The sequence below is a fragment of the Phycicoccus sp. 3266 genome, from assembly GCF_031456495.1.
GTDB lineage: Bacteria > Actinomycetota > Actinomycetes > Actinomycetales > Dermatophilaceae > Pedococcus.
The window spans coordinates 178,327-195,053 of record NZ_JAVDUW010000002.1 but is presented as its reverse complement, the minus strand read 5'-3'; the positions used below and the strand labels follow the sequence as shown (position 1 = coordinate 195,053).

The 16,727-nt window shown below is 73.6% G+C and carries 18 protein-coding genes; 4 read left to right on the top strand and 14 right to left on the bottom strand.

Features of this window, described 5'->3' with window-relative positions; genetic code table 11:
- Positions 1-9: 9 nt before the first annotated feature.
- From J2X64_RS10710 to J2X64_RS10690, 5 genes are all read right to left on the bottom strand, one after another.
- Positions 10-1,650: a uroporphyrinogen-III synthase gene (locus J2X64_RS10710; protein WP_310153703.1), complete on the bottom strand. Its 1,641-nt coding sequence runs from the start codon at positions 1,648-1,650 to the stop codon at positions 10-12.
- Positions 1,647-2,720, bottom strand: coding sequence for a hydroxymethylbilane synthase (gene hemC / locus J2X64_RS10705; RefSeq protein WP_310153700.1), 1,074 nt, complete (start codon positions 2,718-2,720; stop codon positions 1,647-1,649). The genes J2X64_RS10710 and hemC overlap by 4 nt, the downstream gene beginning before the upstream one ends.
- Complete coding sequence (locus J2X64_RS10700; protein WP_310153697.1) at positions 2,717-4,024, bottom strand: glutamyl-tRNA reductase; 1,308 nt, start codon at positions 4,022-4,024, stop codon at positions 2,717-2,719. Before J2X64_RS10700 ends, hemC begins: the two co-directional genes overlap by 4 nt.
- Positions 4,021-4,710 (bottom strand): redox-sensing transcriptional repressor Rex, encoded by a 690-nt coding sequence (locus tag J2X64_RS10695; protein ID WP_310153694.1) that lies wholly within the window; start codon positions 4,708-4,710, stop codon positions 4,021-4,023. Before J2X64_RS10695 ends, J2X64_RS10700 begins: the two co-directional genes overlap by 4 nt.
- A gap of 182 nt (positions 4,711-4,892) precedes the next feature.
- A complete protein-coding gene (locus tag J2X64_RS10690; protein ID WP_310153691.1) occupies positions 4,893-5,150 on the bottom strand; it encodes a glutaredoxin family protein in 258 nt (85 codons plus the stop codon).
- Between the two features lie 50 nt (positions 5,151-5,200).
- Here J2X64_RS10690 and J2X64_RS10685 point away from each other — a divergent pair, with 50 nt between their 5' ends.
- The 3 genes from J2X64_RS10685 (at position 5,201) to J2X64_RS10675 (ending at position 8,288) form a co-directional block, all read left to right on the top strand.
- Positions 5,201-6,010 carry an HAD-IB family hydrolase gene (locus J2X64_RS10685; RefSeq protein ID WP_310153688.1) on the top strand — a complete coding sequence of 270 codons (810 nt, stop codon included), beginning with the start codon at positions 5,201-5,203 and terminating at the stop codon, positions 6,008-6,010.
- Between the two features lie 202 nt (positions 6,011-6,212).
- On the top strand, positions 6,213-6,983 hold the full coding sequence (locus J2X64_RS10680) for a sigma-70 family RNA polymerase sigma factor (RefSeq protein WP_310153686.1): 771 nt from the start codon (positions 6,213-6,215) through the stop codon (positions 6,981-6,983).
- A 111-nt stretch (positions 6,984-7,094) separates the two neighbouring features.
- The gene (locus J2X64_RS10675; RefSeq protein ID WP_310153685.1) at positions 7,095-8,288 is read left to right on the top strand and encodes a DUF5667 domain-containing protein; all 1,194 of its coding nucleotides are present in this window, start codon (positions 7,095-7,097) and stop codon (positions 8,286-8,288) included.
- Between the two features lie 116 nt (positions 8,289-8,404).
- On the opposite strand, the gene J2X64_RS10670 is transcribed toward J2X64_RS10675, so the two are convergent.
- The 5 genes from J2X64_RS10670 to J2X64_RS10650 all read right to left on the bottom strand — a co-directional run bounded on the left by J2X64_RS10670 (position 8,405) and on the right by J2X64_RS10650 (position 12,997).
- Positions 8,405-9,970, bottom strand: coding sequence for a lysophospholipid acyltransferase family protein (locus tag J2X64_RS10670; RefSeq protein WP_310153681.1), 1,566 nt, complete (start codon positions 9,968-9,970; stop codon positions 8,405-8,407).
- On the bottom strand, positions 9,970-11,019 hold the full coding sequence (locus J2X64_RS10665) for an NAD-dependent epimerase/dehydratase family protein (protein ID WP_310153678.1): 1,050 nt from the start codon (positions 11,017-11,019) through the stop codon (positions 9,970-9,972). Before J2X64_RS10665 ends, J2X64_RS10670 begins: the two co-directional genes overlap by 1 nt.
- 99 nt (positions 11,020-11,118) lie before the next feature.
- Entirely contained in the window at positions 11,119-11,217 is a 99-nt protein-coding gene (locus J2X64_RS10660; protein WP_003792170.1) for a 30S ribosomal protein bS22, read from the bottom strand.
- Between the two features lie 175 nt (positions 11,218-11,392).
- Positions 11,393-11,593 carry a helix-turn-helix domain-containing protein gene (locus J2X64_RS10655; RefSeq protein ID WP_056915613.1) on the bottom strand — a complete coding sequence of 67 codons (201 nt, stop codon included), beginning with the start codon at positions 11,591-11,593 and terminating at the stop codon, positions 11,393-11,395.
- Positions 11,594-11,800: 207 nt separating this feature from the next.
- A complete protein-coding gene (locus J2X64_RS10650; protein WP_310153665.1) occupies positions 11,801-12,997 on the bottom strand; it encodes an acetoin utilization protein AcuC in 1,197 nt (398 codons plus the stop codon).
- A 100-nt stretch (positions 12,998-13,097) separates the two neighbouring features.
- Between J2X64_RS10650 and J2X64_RS10645 the strand changes: the two genes are divergently transcribed.
- Positions 13,098-13,763 (top strand): TrkA family potassium uptake protein, encoded by a 666-nt coding sequence (locus J2X64_RS10645; protein WP_310153662.1) that lies wholly within the window; start codon positions 13,098-13,100, stop codon positions 13,761-13,763.
- Positions 13,764-13,829: 66 nt separating this feature from the next.
- On the opposite strand, the gene J2X64_RS10640 is transcribed toward J2X64_RS10645, so the two are convergent.
- From J2X64_RS10640 to J2X64_RS10625, 4 genes are read right to left on the bottom strand one after another with little or no spacing between them, the layout of a single operon-like run.
- Entirely contained in the window at positions 13,830-14,357 is a 528-nt protein-coding gene (locus J2X64_RS10640; RefSeq protein WP_310153661.1) for a GNAT family N-acetyltransferase, read from the bottom strand.
- Between the two features lie 34 nt (positions 14,358-14,391).
- The gene (locus tag J2X64_RS10635) at positions 14,392-14,937 is read right to left on the bottom strand and encodes a GNAT family N-acetyltransferase (protein ID WP_310153659.1); all 546 of its coding nucleotides are present in this window, start codon (positions 14,935-14,937) and stop codon (positions 14,392-14,394) included.
- Entirely contained in the window at positions 14,930-15,736 is an 807-nt protein-coding gene (gene proC / locus J2X64_RS10630; protein WP_310153656.1) for a pyrroline-5-carboxylate reductase, read from the bottom strand. The genes J2X64_RS10635 and proC overlap by 8 nt, the downstream gene beginning before the upstream one ends.
- A gap of 37 nt (positions 15,737-15,773) precedes the next feature.
- The gene (locus J2X64_RS10625) at positions 15,774-16,724 is read right to left on the bottom strand and encodes a proline dehydrogenase family protein (protein ID WP_310153653.1); all 951 of its coding nucleotides are present in this window, start codon (positions 16,722-16,724) and stop codon (positions 15,774-15,776) included.
- Positions 16,725-16,727 lie beyond the last annotated feature (3 nt).

The window sequence follows — 16,727 nt, the reverse complement described above, 5'->3', positions numbered from 1 at the left end:
TGCTCCACGTCAGCGGGCCCGCCGGCGTGCCGAGGCCTTCTTGCGCGAGGGGCGCACGACCTCCTCGCCGGCCTCGAGCGCCGCGGCCGCGAGGCCGAGGCCGTAGTCCGCCAGGGCGTCGACCAGGGCGTCGGAGGACGCCTCGGGCGCGAGGACGTCGACCCGCAGGCCGTGCTCCTCGGCGGTCTTCGCGGTGGCCGGGCCGATGCAGGCGATCACCGTCGACGGGTGCGGCTTGCCGGCGATGCCGACGAGGTTGCGCACCGTCGAGGACGAGGTGAAGACGGCCGCGTCGAACTGGCCGCCCTTGATCGCCTCGCGGACGGGCGCGGGCGGCGGGGCGGCGCGCACGGTGCGGTAGGCCGTGACGTCGTCGACCTCCCAGCCCATCTCCTGCAGGCCGGCCACGAGGGTGTCGGTGGCGATGTCCGCGCGGGGCAGGAAGACCCGGTTGATCGGGTCGAGCACCTCGTCGAACGGCGGCCAGTCGGCCAGCAGGCCCTGGGCCGAGTTCTCGCCGGACGGCACGAGGTCGGGCACGATGCCCCACTCGCGCAGGGCCTCGGCGGTCACGCCGCCGACGGCCGCGATCTTGAGACCGGCGAAGGCACGGGCGTCGAGCCCGAACTCCTCGAACCGCTCACGGACGGCCTTGACCGCGTTGACGGAGGTGAAGCCGATCCACTCGTAGCGGCCGGTGACCAGGCCCTTGACCGCCCGCTCCATCTGCTGCGGCGTCCGCGGCGGCTCGACGGAGATGGTCGGGACGACCTCGGCGGTCGCGCCGTAGGACTCGAGCCGGGCGATGGTGCGGCCGGACTGCTCCTTGGTGCGCGGCACGAGGACGTTCCAGCCGAACAGCGGCTTGGTCTCGAACCAGGAGAGCTCCGGGCGCATGGCCACGGTCGAGCCGACCACGGCGAGCGCGGGGAACTCGACCGACTTCATCACCTTGGCGACCTCGCCGAGGGTGGTGACGCGGGTCGACTGGCGGATGGTCGTGCCGCGCTCGGTCAGCGCGACCGGGCTGTCGGCGGGGCGACCGGCGTCGAGGAGCTTCGCCAGGGCCGCGCCGAGGTCCTCGGGCGGGCCGAGCAGGACGACCGTCACCGAGTCGGCGGCCGAGGCCGCCCAGTCGACGTTGCGGTCGTTGGCGGAGATCACGTGCACCGCGGGCGAGCTGCTCGAGGTCAGCGGGATGCCCGCGTATGCCGGGACGGCCGAGACCGCGCTCACGCCGGGGACGATGTCGAACCCGATGCCCGCCTTGTGGCAGGCCAGGGCCTCCTCGGCCAGGCCGTTGAACAGCGCCGGGTCGCCGTCCATGAGCCGCACGACGAGGCCGCCGGGGGCGGACTTGGCTGCCTTGACGACGAGCTTGGCGCGCATGGCGTGGGTCAGCGGCTGGCCGTGGTCGCCGTGGCCCGCGTCGACGACCTCGACGTCCGGGCCGCAGTAGCGGGCGACGACCGACTCGCGGGCGACCTGGTCGATGACGACGACGTCGGCCGCGGCCAGGAGGTCGACCGAGCGGACGGTCATGAGGCCGGAGTCACCCGGGCCGGCGCCGACGAAGGCGACGCGACCGGGCGCCTTGGCGGCGCGGGTGGGGCGGGTCTGGGTGGGCTGGGTCGAGCGCGTGGGGCTCACAGTGCACGCTCCGTGCTGTCTCGTTCTGGGCGGCGGGGGTTGCTGCTGTCGACGGCGGCGACCGAATGCGGTCCGGTCGCCCCGGCTGGGTCGGGCGGGCGGGGTTCGGTGCGCGGTCCGGGGTCGGCACCGGCCGGTGGTCGTGGCTCGGGGCCGACGATCTCGGCGGCCCCGTCCTCGAGCAGGACGTCAGCCAGGCGACGACCGAGCGACTCGGCGTCGCCGACCGGCCCCACGAGGGAGCGGCGCAGGTCGAACGAGCCGTCCACCGACCCGACGAACGCGCGCAGCGACAGCTCGAGGCCGTCCTCGCCCTCGACGACCTCGGCGAGCGCTCCCACCGGGGCGGAGCACCCGGCCTCGAGCGCGGCGAGCAGGGCCCGCTCGGCGGTGACGCAGGCGCGGGTGTCGGCGTCCTCGAGGGGCGCGATCACCGCGAGCGTGTCGGTGTCGTCGGCACGGCACTCGACGGCCAGGGCGCCCTGGCCGGGGGCGGGGAGCACCTGGAGCGGGTCGATCGCCTCGGCGACCTCGTCGAGCCGGCCGAGGCGGGCCAGACCGGCCCGGGCCAGGACGACGGCGTCGAGGGCGCCGTCGCGGACCATCGCCACACGGGTGTCGACGTTGCCGCGGATGTCCTTGAAGGACAGGCCCATCCCGAGGGCGGCCAGCTGGGCGACCCGGCGAGGCGACCCCGTGCCGACGACGGCGCCGTCGCCGAGCTCGCCGAGCGTGCGGCCGTCGACCGACACGAGCACGTCACGCGGGTCCTCGCGCGTCGGCACGGCCGCCACGACCAGGCCCGGCTCGGGCGCGGTGGGCAGGTCCTTGAGCGAGTGGACGGCGAGGTCGACCTCACCGGCGAGCAGCGCACGGCGAAGCGCTGCAGCGAAGACGCCCGTGCCCCCGAGGGAGGACAGCGAGGCCGTCGAGGTGTCGCCCTCGGTCACGACCTCGACGAGCTCGACCGTGTGGCCGAGCGCGCGCAGGCGGTCGGCCACCCAGCCGGACTGGGTGGTCGCGAGGGCGCTGCGACGGGTGCCGAGGCGCAGGGTGCGGGGGCTGCTCACGGCATGCCTCCCTGCGAGGGGGGCACCGACGCGGTCGCGGTCTGGCCGGGGCGCAGGTCGAACAGCTCGCGCAGCGCCTGGGCGTAGTCGTCGCCGTGGCCGCCCACCGCCAGCTCCTTCACCCGCACGGTCGGGGTGTGCAGCAGCTTCTCCACGATGCGGTGCACCGCGAGCTGCACCTCGGCGCGGGTCGCCTCGTCGAGCTGCGGCAGCCGCTGCTCGAGCCGGCCGAGCTCGCCGGCCACGACATCGGCGGCGTGGCGCCGCAGCGCGGCGACCGTCGGCGCCACCGACTCGGCGGCGCGCGAGGTGAGGTAGGCCGCGACCTCGCCGATGACGAGGTCGGCCACCTCCTGCACCTGCGCGGACGCCTGCCCGGCGGACAGGTCGTCGCCGAGGGCGGACAGGCCGGCCAGGACGACCCCGCGCAGCGAGGCGACCTCGGGGGCTACGTCGTGCGGCAGGGCGAGGTCGACGTACGCCTGCGGGCGACCGGCCCGGGCGACCTGGGCGTCGGCAGCCGTGGCGAGGTCGACCACCACACCGGTCGAGCCGGTGCAGGACACGACGACGTCGGCGGCCGCGAGGGCGTCGGCCAGCTCGGCCAGCGGGCGGGCCGTGCCGCCGGTGCGCTCGGCCAGGCGCTGCGCCTTGGACAGCGTGCGGTTGACGACGGTGAGCGAACCGACGCCGCGGCGGGTCATCGTGGTGGCGGCCAGCGAGGACATGCCGCCGGCACCCACGACGAGGACGGACAGGTCCTCCAGGGACCCGAGGTGGGCCTCGGCGCGGGCGATCCCGGCCTCGACGAGCGAGACGCTGACGGCGTCGATCCCGGTCTCGGTGTGGGCACGCTTGCCCACCCGCAGGGCCTGCTGGAAGAGGGCGTTGAGCGCGGGTCCCGCGTGACCTGTGCGCTGGGCGTCGCGCAGCGCGGTGCGCATCTGCCCGAGGATCTGGGCCTCACCGACGGCCATCGAGTCCAGACCGCAGGCGACCGTGAAGGCATGCGCGATGGCGCGGTCCTCGTAGTGCACGTAGAGGTGCTCGCGCAGCTGGGCGTTGTCGACGCCCGTGGCCTCGGTGAGCGCCTCGGTGATGTCGCTGACGGCACCGTGGAAGGTGAGCGACTCGGCATACACCTCGGTGCGGTTGCACGTGGAGACGACGATGGCCTCGGCGACGTTCTCGCGCGCGGTGAGCCGGCTCTCGAGGTCGGCGCGGCGGGACGGGTCGAGCGACATCGCCTCGAGCAGCGGCAGCGGGGCGGTGTGGTGGGACAGGCCCAGGATCACGAGGCTCACCGGACCACCGCCTTGGCGAGCGGTCGCAGGCCCTCGCCCGCGAGCGCCTTGCGCTGCTCGTGGAAGGCGAGGATCTGCAGCTCGGTGGAGAGGTCGACCTTGCGCACGTCGACGCCCTCGGGCACGACGAGCACGCTCGGCGCGAAGTTCAGGATGGAGGAGACGCCGGCGGCGACGAGCTGGTTGCAGACGTCCTGGGCGGAGGCGGCGGGCGTGGCGATGACGCCGATCGCGAGGCCCTGCTCCTCGACGAGGCTGGGCAGGGCGTCCATGGACTGCACCGCGATCCCCGCGATCTCCTGGCCGTGGAGCTTCTCGTCCTGGTCGAGCAGGGCGACGACGCGGAAGCCGCGCGTCGCGAAGCCGCTGTAGGCGGCGAGCGCGTGCCCGAGGTTGCCCATCCCGACGATGGCGACGGGCCAGTCCTGGGTCAGGCCGAGCTCACGCGAGATCTGGTACGCGAGGTGGTCGACCTCGTAGCCCACGCCGCGCACGCCGTAGGACCCCAGGTGGGACAGGTCCTTGCGAAGCTTGGCGCTGCGCACGCCGGCGGCTGCCGCGAGCTCCTCGGAGGAGACGGAGGTGATGCCTCGCTCGGCGAACCCGGTGAGGGCTCGGAGGTACTCGGGTAGCCGGGCAACCGTGGCGTCGGGGATGCCCCGACGGGCGCTCGGTTCGGCTGACACGTTCTCTCGGGCTCCTTCTCGACACAGGCAGCCCGCACCTGGCTGGAGCGGACGGGAGCCATTGCAGGTTACGCTTTTGTGAACGGATGCACAAAGTCACAAGCAGGCCCCCGTCCCGTGCGTGAGACAGGTCACCCCGACGGCGGCGCGGAGGCCCTCGGCCCGTTCCGTCCGCGCCCGGGTCAGGCCCCCAGCGCGGCCCGCAGGCGGGCCTCGTCGACCCGCCAGTAGTCGTGCTGCCGGCCGTCGACGAGGGTCACGGGGATCTGCTCGGCGTACCGCTCGAACAGCTCGCGGTCGTCCAGGATCGACACCTCGTGCCACCCCACGCCGAGGTCACCGGCCACGCGCTCCACGATGGCGCGGGCGTCGTCGCACAGGTGGCACCCCGGCTTGCCGATGAGGGTGATGCGCGGCTGCGGTTCAGGTGTGGCGGACACCGCTCCAGCGTATGCCGCGGCGCCCTGGGCCGAGCCCTAGGCTCGGGCCCATGACCGAGGCCGCCGCGACCGAGCTGCACACCGAGCCGGCCACGCCCCGCGACCCCGGGGCGGCCGCGTTCTTCGACGTGGACAACACCGTCATCCGCGGCGCGAGCATCTGGCAGCTCGCGCTCGGCCTCTGGCGGCGCGACTTCTTCACGCTGCGCGACGTGAGCGCGATGGCGTGGAAGCAGGTCCGCTTCGCCCTCCTGGGGGAGAACCTCGCCCACGTCGAGCAGATCCGGCAGCAGGCGCTGGGCTTCATCGCCGGCCACTCGGTGGCGGAGATCCACGCCATCGGCGAGGAGATCTTCGACGAGGCGATGCACGACCGCATCTGGCCCGGCACCCAGGCCCTGACCCGCACCCACCTCGAGGCCGGGCAGGAGGTCTGGCTCGTCACCGCCACGCCGGTCGAGGTGGCGACGGTCATCGCCGACCGGCTGGGACTCACGGGTGCGCTCGGGTCCGTGGCCGAGTCCGTCGACGGCGTCTACACCGGGCGCATGGTCGGGGACTTCCTGCACGGTGCCGCCAAGGCGCGCGCGGTCGAGGCGCTGGCGGCCGAGCGCGGCTTCGACCTGTCCCGCTGCGCCGCGTACTCCGACTCGGCCAACGACATCCCGATGCTCTCCCTCGTGGGGCACCCGGTGGCCATCAACCCCGACGGCGCGCTGCGCGACCACGCCAGGGCGCACGGCTGGGCCATCCACGACTACCGCACCGGCAGGCGGGCGGCGAAGGTCGGCGCCCAGGCCGTGGGCGCCACCGCGCTGGCCGGCGTGCTGGCCGCGGCGGCCCGTCGTCGACGCCGCTGAGGCACGCGCGCGGGCACGGCAATGTGACCGGGGTCTCCTGACAAATGCTCCGCAATCGGGGAAACTGTCCCTCGGTCAGGAGGTGCCCCCCATCCGCTCTCTCCCACGTCGCAACGCCCCCGCTGCACCCCTCCGGGTGCCGGGCAGGGCTGCCCGCGCCCTGACAACGACCGGGGTCGCGTGGGGTTACGGCGGTCCCGCCATGGGCGTAGCGGGTGCCGCCGTCGGTGGGGGGAACGGCACCAGCGCGGCGCCCGGCACCGGCGTGGGCCACGGCATGGGAGCGGCCACCGCCGACTTCCTCTCCACCCTGCGCATCCTGCTCAGCGTCGCCGGCGACGCGGGCACCCTGTCGGGCGACGGCCGCGGGGCCGGCCGGGACGCCGCGAGCGCCGGCTTCGGCCCGGGCGAGGCACCCCAGGACTTCGAGCGCGTGTCGGCCCTCGTCGAGCTGGCCCAGCGCGGCGACTCCGAGGCCTTCGGCATGCTGTACGAGCGGTACGTCGACACCGTGTACCGCTACGTCTACGTACGGGTCGGCACCAGCCAGCTCGCAGAGGACCTCACCTCCGAGACGTTCCTGCGCGCCCTGCGCCGGATGGACTCCTTCTCCTGGCAGGGACGCGACATCGCCGCGTGGTTCATCACCATCGCGCGGAACCTCATCACCGACAACGCCAAGTCCGCGCGGTTCCGCATGGAGGTCAGCACGGCCGACATGTTCGACGCCGACCCGCGGGTCGAGGCCGCCCCGGAGGGCGAGGTGCTCGAGCGGCTGCGCGACGAGCGGCTCCTGCAGGCCGTCAAGACGCTCAAGCCCGAGCAGGCGGAGTGCGTCGTCCTGCGCTTCCTCCAGGGACTCTCCCTGGCGGAGACGGCGAAGGTCCTCGGCAAGTCCGAGGGGGCGGTCAAGCAGCTGCAGCTGCGGGCCGTGCGGGCACTGCACCGGGAGCTGGCCGATGTGGAGCTGTGAGCCGCCGCAGGCACCCGGGGGATATCGCTACGAATCGGCGCGTAACTTCCGCACCCGCCGCTCGTTCTCAGCGCGGACAACCGTGACCGAGCTGGGGAGGGAGGTGCCGGCATGCCACTGCTGAACCGCTCGGCCGACCGCTTCCAGCGGGCGCTGGAGGGCGAGCGCGTCGCCGACCCCCAGCTCGAGCAGCTGGTGCGCACCAGCCACCAGCTGGCCGGCGCCGGCGCGCGCGTCTCCGGGCCCGACCCGCAGTTCGTCGCGGCGCTGCGCACGCGGCTGATGGCCGAGGCGGAGCGTATGCCGGCCCCCTCGCCCACCGCCGCGAAGGCCGCCGCCGCCCGTCGTGCCGCCGCCCGCACCACGCCGGTGGTCGTCGTGCTCGGCCGCGGCACCCCGAGGCTCCTCGCCGGCGTGGCCGCGTCCGCGGTGCTCGTCGGCGGCATCGTCGGTGCCGCCTCCCGCAGCGCCGTGCCGGGGCAGGCGCTCTACCCGGTCAAGAGCTGGCTCGACGGCGTCCAGGTGCGCCTCGCCGACAACGACCTCGACCGTGGCCGGACGTACCTCGACCAGGCGCAGGAGCACATCTCCGACGCCCGCGACCTCGCCGAGCACCAGTCCCCGCACGACAACGTCGACGTCGCCCTGAAGGCCGCCATCACCTCCGTCCGGCGCGGACAGCAGTCGCTCGACACGGCATACGCCACCACGGGCAACCCGCAGGCGCTCATCTCGATGCGTGACTTCACGGCCCGCGCGCTGCCCCAGGTGGACGTGCTGCGCCGCGAGGTGCCACAACAGTCGATCCCCCTCGTGGCCGAGCTCGAGTCGCTGCTGCTGCAGTCGCAGCAGCAGACGGCCAGGAGGATCGCCGCCTGCGGCTCCCCCTGCTCCGAGCTCGCCTCCACCATCGGCCCGGCGACCCTGCCGTCTCTGACCACGAGTGCCGCTCCGAGCGCGACGTCGTCCACCCGGCCCTCCGGCACGCCCACCGTGGTCGCCTCGGTCCCCCGCGCCAGCGCCACCCAGTCCGGGTCGGGTGCGGGTGGCTCCCTCACCGGCCCCTCGGCCAGCGTGGGCGTCGGTGGCGTCACCGCCGGCGCCGGTGGCGGCGGCATCACCGCCGGGACGGGAGGCGTCGGCGTCGGCCTGCCCACCGTCAGCGCCACCGTGCCCCTGCCGTCGGTCTCGGCCACGGTGCCGCTGCCGTCGGCGACGCTGGGGACCGGCGGGGTCAGCGCCACGGTGCCGAGCTCGACCCTCGGACCGGTCACGCTCCCGGGCGTGACCGTCACGCTCCCCTGACCGCGTGCGCCACGCCGAGGGCTCGACTCCGCATCCCTGACCCGGGTGCCGCACCCCTGACCCGGGCGGCGCTCCCCTGACCGCCGGCGCCGCGCCCGAGGGCTCGGCGACACCCGTCAGAAGAAGACCGAGCGGCGCTGCATGAGCAGCGAGTACAACGTCTGCTGGATCGTCTCGCGCACCTGGTCGGTGAGGTCGAAGACGAGCATGGGGTCGTCCGCGGCGCTCGGGCCGAGATCGGCCGTGGAGACCGGCGCCCCGAACTCGATGATCCACTTGCTCGGCAGCGGCACGAGCCCCAGCGGACCGAGCAGCGGCCACGTGGGGGTGATGGGGGCGTAGGGCGCACCGAGCAGCCGGGCGACGGTCTTGACGTTGCCCAGGATCGGGTAGATCTCCTCGGCGCCCACGATCGAGCAGGGGATGATCGGCACCCCGGTGCGCAGGGCCGCGGAGACGAAGCCGCCACGGCCGAATCGCTGCAGCTTGTACCGCTCGCTGAACGGCTTGCCGACGCCCTTGAAGCCCTCGGGCCAGACGCCGCACAGCTCCCCGGACGCCAGCAGGCGCTCGGCGTCGGGGTTCGCCGCGAGGGTCGACCCCGACTTGCGGGCGACGTTGCCGATGACCGGGGTCTGGAAGACGAGGTCGGCACCGAGCATGCGCAGGTGGCGGTGCGCGGGGTGCTCGTCGTGGACGGCCACCTGGGTCATGAGGGAGTCCATGGCGATGGTGCCCGAGTGGTTCGCCACGACGAGGCCACCACCTTCGGCGGGGATGTTCTCGACGCCGCGGACCTCGACGCGGAACCACCGGCGGTAGAGCGGGCGCAGCACCGGCAGGTAGAAGTGCTCGGTGAAGTCGCGGTCGAAGCCGAAGTCGTCGACGGTGTAGTCGCCCGTGAGCCGCCGCCGCACGAACGCCAGCATGGCCGCGATGTGCCGCTCGACGTCGTCGGGCGACAGCCCGGCCGCCTCGGCCGCGACGCGGATGGCGCCGATGCCGGCTGTGAGCAGCTCCTCGACGCCGGGACCCGTCCCGCTGGCGCCGGTCTGGCCGCCCACCGGCGAGGGGCCGGGGCGGAACGCCTGGTCGTCCGGCTCGTCACGGACGGCCGTGAGCACGCGGACCGGCGCGTCCTGGGCACGGGTGGTCGAGCCGCTGCTGCGGGTGCCGCGCCGCGAGGTCGTGGCGCGCGGGGCGCGGACACCGGAGCGGGCGACCGCCTTGGTCGTCGGGACGGCCTTGGCCACCGGCCGCGGACGGTGCTTCGCCGTCGTGCTGGCCGAGGTCGTGGTCGCTGCGCCCGCCGTGGTGGCTGGGGTCGTGGTCGCTGCGGCCGTCGTCACGGTGTCGTCCCGCCCCGTGGAGGGAGTCGTGGACCCGGCGCGGGCGTCGGCTGGCGCGGCGCCCAGCAGCGGCGTGCTCCGGCGCCTGGCCCGCTCACCCGAGGCCCGGGCGGCGCCGGCGGCCAGGGCCCCCGGGCGGGCGGCGGGCCTCTTCGTCGCGGCCCCCTTCTTCGCGGCGACGGCCTTCGTGACCGACTTCCTCGGGGTGCTGGCCTTGCTCGCCGCCGACTTCCTCGGCGTGGTGGCCTTCGACGCGGCCGACTTCCTGGTGGCGGCGGCCTTGGTGCTGGCCGTCGCCTTTGTCGCGGCGGACTTCCGGGTGGAGCCGGGCATCAGTCGTTCCTCCCCGCGGCCCAGACGGAGCCGATCGCATGGGCGGCGGTGCCGGCGACACCGGAGACGGCCGAGCCGACCGCGGCGCTGCCCGGCACCACCGGGCCGAGTCCGCTCGCGAAGTCCGCGAACGCCTCGCGGGTCGTGTATGCCGGCACGAAGCCCATCTCCTCGCGCATCCGGCGGGTGTCGAGCCCACGCCCGAAGGCGAGGAACTGGACCTGGTCGCTGCTGAAGTCGGCCAGCCCCGAGCGCTTGACCAGGCCGCCGAGCAGGCCGGCGGCCTGGATCGGGACGGGCAGGACCGGGCGCCCCGCCATGCTGGCCGCCTGGGTGACCGTGATGACGCCGTCGCCGGCGATGTTGGTGATCCCGGTGCTCGGGCCGGTCGTCGCGCGCAGCAGGGCTCCCACGGCGTCGCTCTCGTGCACGAACTGCAGCCGCGCGTCGTACCCGAACGGCACGGGCACGACCGGCAGGGAGAAGTAGTCGGTGAGGGCGGTGCGGATCACCGGCCCGATGATGTTGGCGAACCGCAGCATCGAGATCTCGACGTCCGGGCGGCGGCGCGAGAACCCCCGGACGTAGCCCTCGACCTCGACCGAGTCCTTGCCGAACCCGGCCCGGGGCAGCGACTTCGGGCCCATGTCCTCGGTGAACATCGCGGGGTCGCGCGGGCTGGAGCCGTAGACCGCGGCCGAGGACTTCACGACGAGCCGTCGGATGCTGGGCGCCTTCTGGCAGGCCGCCAGGAGCTGCATCGTGCCGATGACGTTGATCTCCTTCTGGGAGACCCGTCCGCCGGCGTGCACCGGGGTCGCGATGACGTTCATGTGCACGACCGTGTCGACCTCGGCCTGGGCGATGATCTTGCCGATCATCGGGTTGCGGATGTCCGCGCGGACGAACTCCGCCCGCCCGATGTCGTGCGGCGGCGGGATGACGTCGACGCCGATCACCCGGGACACGGCCGGGTCCTGCGTCAGGGCACGCGCGAACCGCCCGCCGAGGTAGCGGGAGACCCCGGTCACCAGGACGACGTCAGCCACGGACGAAACCCTACCGAGCCGGACGGCAGGCGGCCGGGTGACGTCCGTCGCAGCCGCCCCGGGGAACGAGAAGGCCCCCGCCGTGGCGGGGGCCGTCCATCACTTCTTGTTGCGACGCTGGTGACGCGTCTTGCGAAGGAGCTTGCGGTGCTTCTTCTTCGCCATGCGCTTGCGGCGCTTCTTGATGACAGAGCCCATGGTGTCCTCTTGGTCGTGGTCGTGTTGCCGGACGGGGCAACAACGCACCACGCCGAACAGTGGTCGACACTCTAGCGGCGATGGGCGGGGAGCCCAAACCCGGGGCCGGGAACACGGACGGGGGCGGGTCCGGCCGACCGGCCGGACCCGCCCCCGTCGTGCGGTCAGCACATCGTCACGCGGTGTCGACGTACGACGTCCGGAGGTACTTGTGCACGGCGTCCTCCGGAACCCGGAAGGACCGGCCCACGCGGATGGCGGGAAGCTCCCCGGCGTGCACCATGCGGTACACCGTCATCTTCGACACGCGCATGATCGAGGCCACCTCGGCCACGGTCAGGAACCGCACCTCGGCGAGCTGTCGCTCGTTGGACATGAGTCACCTCGATCTCTCACACGTTCGCATCGCCGGCTTCCCCTCCGGCGGACCTCTACGCTCGTGCAGAGTGAACTGTAGGGGCAGATGTGACCAGTGGGGAAGTCATTCAGGAAACTCCCTGCCGAAGTCCAGCCGACACGCCGCACCCCGACCGGGATTTCCTTCGAGACTCGCACACCGCGGCGGCACCGGCCACCCCTGCAGTCAGTCGAACCAGGGGTCGAGGCCGTGCAGCGGGAAGACCGCCTCGCGGGTCGCCATGATCGCCCGGTCGACCTCGCTGTGCGGGTTGTAGCCCATGTCCCACGGCTGGTGCCAGATCGGCCCGTCGGCCGGGTCGAGGTCGCCCATCCGGCGTGGCCCCTCGCGGCCGTATGCCGTGCGCACGTGCTCCAGCCAGTCCTCCGGGACGGGCGCGGTGAGCGGCACGGGCGCGTGCGCGGCGATCGCGGTGAGGTGCGTCCAGGTGCGCGGGACCACGTGCACGAGCTCGTAGCCGCCCCCGCCGAGGGCCACCCAGCGGCCGCCGCAGACCTCGTGCGCGAGGCGGTGCAGCGCGTCGGCCGCGCCGCGCTGGGCGTCGACCGAGAGAGCCATATGGGCGAGGGGGTCCTGCACGTGGGTGTCGCAGCCGTGCTGGGTGACGAGCACGTCGGGCCGGAAGGCACGCACCAGCGGCAGCGCGGTCGAGTGCATCGCCCGCAGCCAGGCCGAGTCGCCGGTGCCCGGGGGCAGCGCGACGTTGACCGCCGAGCCCTCCGCGCCCTCTCCCCCCGTCTCGGACGGCCAGCCGGTCCCGGGGAACAGCGCCCGGCCGGACTCGTGCACCGAGATCGTCAGCACGCGCGGGTCGTCCCAGAACAGGCTCTGGACGCCGTCGCCGTGGTGGACGTCGACGTCGACGTACGCCACCCGCTGCGCCCCGTGGTCGAGCAGCCACTGGATGCCGACGGCGATGTCGTTGTAGATGCAGAAGCCCGAGGCGTTGCCGGCCATGGCGTGGTGCAGGCCGCCGCAGAAGTTCACGCCGTGCTCGGCGCGGCCCTCCCACACGTCGGCGCACACCTGCCGCGTGCCCTCGACCACCCGCGCGCTCGCCTCGTGCATCCCGCGGAACGCCGGGTCGTCGTCGGTCCCGAGACCGCGCGAGGTGTCGGCCGCGCGAGGGTCCTCCGACGCCGCACGGACCGCCTCGACGTAGCCCGGCTCGTGCACGGTCAGCAGGAGGTCGTCGTCGGGCGCCCCGGGTGAGAAGACCTCCACTCCGTCGGCGTCGAACACCCCGAGGGCGTCGCACAGCCGCGCGGTGAGGTCGAGCCGCGCGGGGTTCATGGGGTGCCCCGGACCGAAGTCGTACGCGGTGAACCCGGGGTCCCAGACCACCCGCACCTGTGAGGGCATGGCCGCACGCTACCCCGCCGCAGCAGGCGCGGGCATCCACGGGTCGACCGCGGCCGGACGGCCCGGCATACGGGCGGTGGACACGCGGTAGCGTTCCCCCGTGGCGAAGAAGCTCTACGAGGACGACGTCCTGGTCATCGGCCTTGGCCGGTTCGGCGGCGCCGTGGCCGTCGAGCTCCAGCGGCTCGGGCACACGGTGGTCGCCGTCGAGCTCGACGCCGCCCGCGCCGAGTCGTTCCTCGGGAAGGTCGCCAAGATCGTGCAGGCCGACGCGAGCCAGCCGGCCGCGATGGGCAACCTCAAGGCCCGGAACTTCAAGCTGGCCGTGGTCGGCATCGGCTCGTCGGTCGAGGCGAGCGTCCTGTGCGCGATGAACCTCGTCGACGCCGGGATCCCCACCATCTGGGCCAAGGCCCTGACCCCGGAGCACCAGCGCATCCTCGAGCGGATCGGCGTGCAGCACGTGATCGCGCCGGAGGCGGACAGCGGCCGGCGGGTCGCCCACCTGCTCAACGGGAAGCTCATGGACTACATCGAGTTCGACGACGGGTTCGCGATCGTGAAGATGCGGCCGCCGCAGGAGGCGATCGGCTTCACGTTGGCGCAGAGCGCGATCCGCTCGAAGTACGGAGTGACCGTCGTGGGCGTGAAGTCGCCGGGCCAGGACTTCACGTATGCCGTGCCGGAGACCAAGGTGAGCGGCCACGACACCCTCATCGTGAGCGGCCCGACGTCACTCATCGAGCGGCTCGCCTCCCGCCCCTGACGCGGTCGGGTGGCTGCCGGCGCCCTTCGCGCTCGCCCCGGCGGCGGGGCGTGACGCCCCCGGACCTCAGGACAACATCGGCACCCCGCGGTCGTCCCCCAGCGGGAGCACCATGGCGATCTCCTCCTCGTCGGCGCCGTTGCTGACCCGCATCGGGCGACGGCTGTCCGTGGGCCGGAACCCGAACCCGCTCGCGAACGCCACCGCGGCACCGTTGTCCGTGCCGACCCAGTACGCGAGGTGGCTGCGGCCCTGGGCCCGCGCCGTGTCGGCACCCGCCTGCACCAGCTGGGTCGCGACCCCGGTGCCCCGCGCCTGCGGCCGGACCCACAGGCCGAAGAGCTCGGCGACCCGCTCGGGCGCGTCCTCGGCGTGGCCGACGCTGGCCACCCCCACCGGGTTGCCGTCCGCGTCCTCGGCGAGCAGCCGCTGCGACCGACGCATCCGCAGGCGCCAGAGGTCCTCGTCGTACCCCTGTTCCTCGGCGAGGCTCGCAGCGAACGCCTCGGGCGACTCCTCCAACGCGGCGAGGCGCACGGATCGGTAGGTCTCCCACTCGTCCTCGCTCAGCCCGCGCACGGTGATCTCGCTCATGCGCCCCACTCTCGCACGCGCGAGGGCCGGGAAGTCAGATGGGTTTCCCCAGAGTTTGCCAAGAGCGCACTGTGTCGTCGCTGAGGACGAGCTCCATCTCCAGCTCGGTGATGGAGGGGTCGTGCGGCATCTCCCCGGTCCGGCCGGTCGGCGTGAAGCCCGTGCGCTCGTAGAGGGCGCGCGCCGCCGCGTTCTCGTGCGCCACCTCGAGCAGCACGCGTGACAGCCCCCGCTCCGCGGCCGACTCCAGGACCGTGCGGACGAGGCGCTCCCCCACCCCACGACCCCGGGCGGACGGCGCGACCCACATGCCGACGAGCACGCACTCGTCCTCCGACTGGTCGGGCAGGCGCACGCAGGCCACCGAGCCGAGCGGCTCCGAGCCGGACAGGGCGAGCCAGGTGTGCGATCCCGTCACCATGCCCCGCCACTCCTCGTCGGTACGCGCGGCGGCCTGCGCATACGTCGTCCAGAAGGCACGGGGCGCGTCCTGGAGCATCGCGAGGCGGACGTCCCGGTAGGTGCGCCAGGTGGAGTCGTCGACCCGGACGACGCGCACGTCGTCCACGGCGTCAGTCATGGCCGCTCGCCAGCTCGTGCGAGCGACGGGCCGCCGCCTCCATGGCCGAGATGAACGCGGCCCGGACCTTGTGGTCGTCGAGGGTGCGCAGGGCCGCGGCAGTGGTCCCGCCCGGCGACGTGACCTGCTCGCGCAGGACCGTGGGGTGCTGGCCGGTCTCGCGGATCATCGTGGCGGCGCCGAAGAGCGTCTGGACGACCAGCTCGGTGGCCGTGGGGCGGGGCAGCCCGAGCACCACGCCGGCCTCGATCATCGCCTCGACCACGTAGAAGATGTAGGCCGGTCCGGAGCCGCTGATGGCCGTGACGGCGTCCTGGTGCTTCTCGGCCACCTCGACCACCCGGCCGCAGGAGCGCAGCAGCTCCGCCGCCTCGGCGAGGTGCGGGGCGTCGGCGCTGCGGCCACCGCTGATCGCGGCCATGCCCTGGTCGACGAGCGCGGGCGTGTTCGGCATGACCCGCACCACCGCGACACCCTCGGGCAGGCGGCTCTCGAGGAAGGACGTGGGGATGCCGGCCGCGAGGCTGACGACCAGGTTGCCCGGCTGCACGTGGTCGCGGATCTCCTCGACGAGGCCGGCCATGTCCTGCGGCTTGACGACGAGGACGAGGGTGTCGGCGGCCTCGGCGGCCTCGGTGTTGGACATCGCGCGCACGCCGTATCGCTCGACGAGCTCCTGCGCGCGTTCCGGGCGACGGGTCGTCACCACGAGGTCGGCGGCGCTGCGGCCGGAGCGGACGAGGCCGGACAGCAGGGTCTCCCCCATCACGCCGGCACCGAGGATCGCGACTGTGGACATGGGGGCAGTCTTCCAGCCGGCGGCCCGGCCGCGCCCGTCAGTTCCTGGTGACGAGACCGCGCAGGAAGAACGCCGTGTTGGCGGGGCGCTCGGCCATGCGGCGCATGAGGTAGCCGTACCACTCCTCGCCGTACGGGAGGTAGACGCGCATCTGGTCGCCGCGGTCGGCGATCCGCTTCTGCTCCTCGGGCCGGATGCCGTAGAGCATCTGGTACTCGAAGCTCGTGGCCTCGCGGTCGTGGTGCGCGGCGAGCGCGCCAGCGATCTCGATGAGGCGCGGGTCGTGGCTGGCCACCATCGGGTACCCATCGCCGGCCATGAGGACCTTGAGGCAGCGCACGTAGCTCTGGTCCACCTCGGCGCCCGACTGGTACGCCACGGACTCCGGCTCCTTGTAGGCGCCCTTGCAGAGGCGGACGCGGCTGCCCTCGTGGGCGAGGTCGCGGCAGTCGCCCTCGCTGCGGCGCAGGTAGGACTGGATGACCGCACCGACCCACGGGAAGTCCTTGCGCAGCTCGCGCAGTGTCTCCAGCGTGGCGTCGGTGGTGGTGTGGTCCTCCATGTCGAGGGTCACGGTGGTGCCCGCGGCGGAGGCGGCCTCGCAGATCTCGCGGGCGTGCTCGAGGGCGATCTTGTCGCCGTCCCCGGGGAGGTACTGGCCGAGGGCCGACAGCTTCAGGCTGACCTCGCCCATGCCGTGCTGCGACAGGTCGGCCTCCGCGAGGGCCCGCAGCAGCTCGAGGTAGGCGTCGCGCGTGCGGATGGCCTGGGTGAGGTCGGTGGTGTCCTCGCCGAGGTAGTCGATCGTCGCGAGCCGGTTGGTCGTCCGCAGCTCGGCGGTCGCCCGCACGACGTCGGCCGTGCCCTCGCCGGGGATGAACCGGTGCACGACCTGGCGGCTGACCGGCGCCTTCTCGATGGTGCGCCGCACGGCATCGCTCTTGGAGAACTGGAGCAGGCTGTTCCGGAGCAGGTCACTGGCGTCCACGGG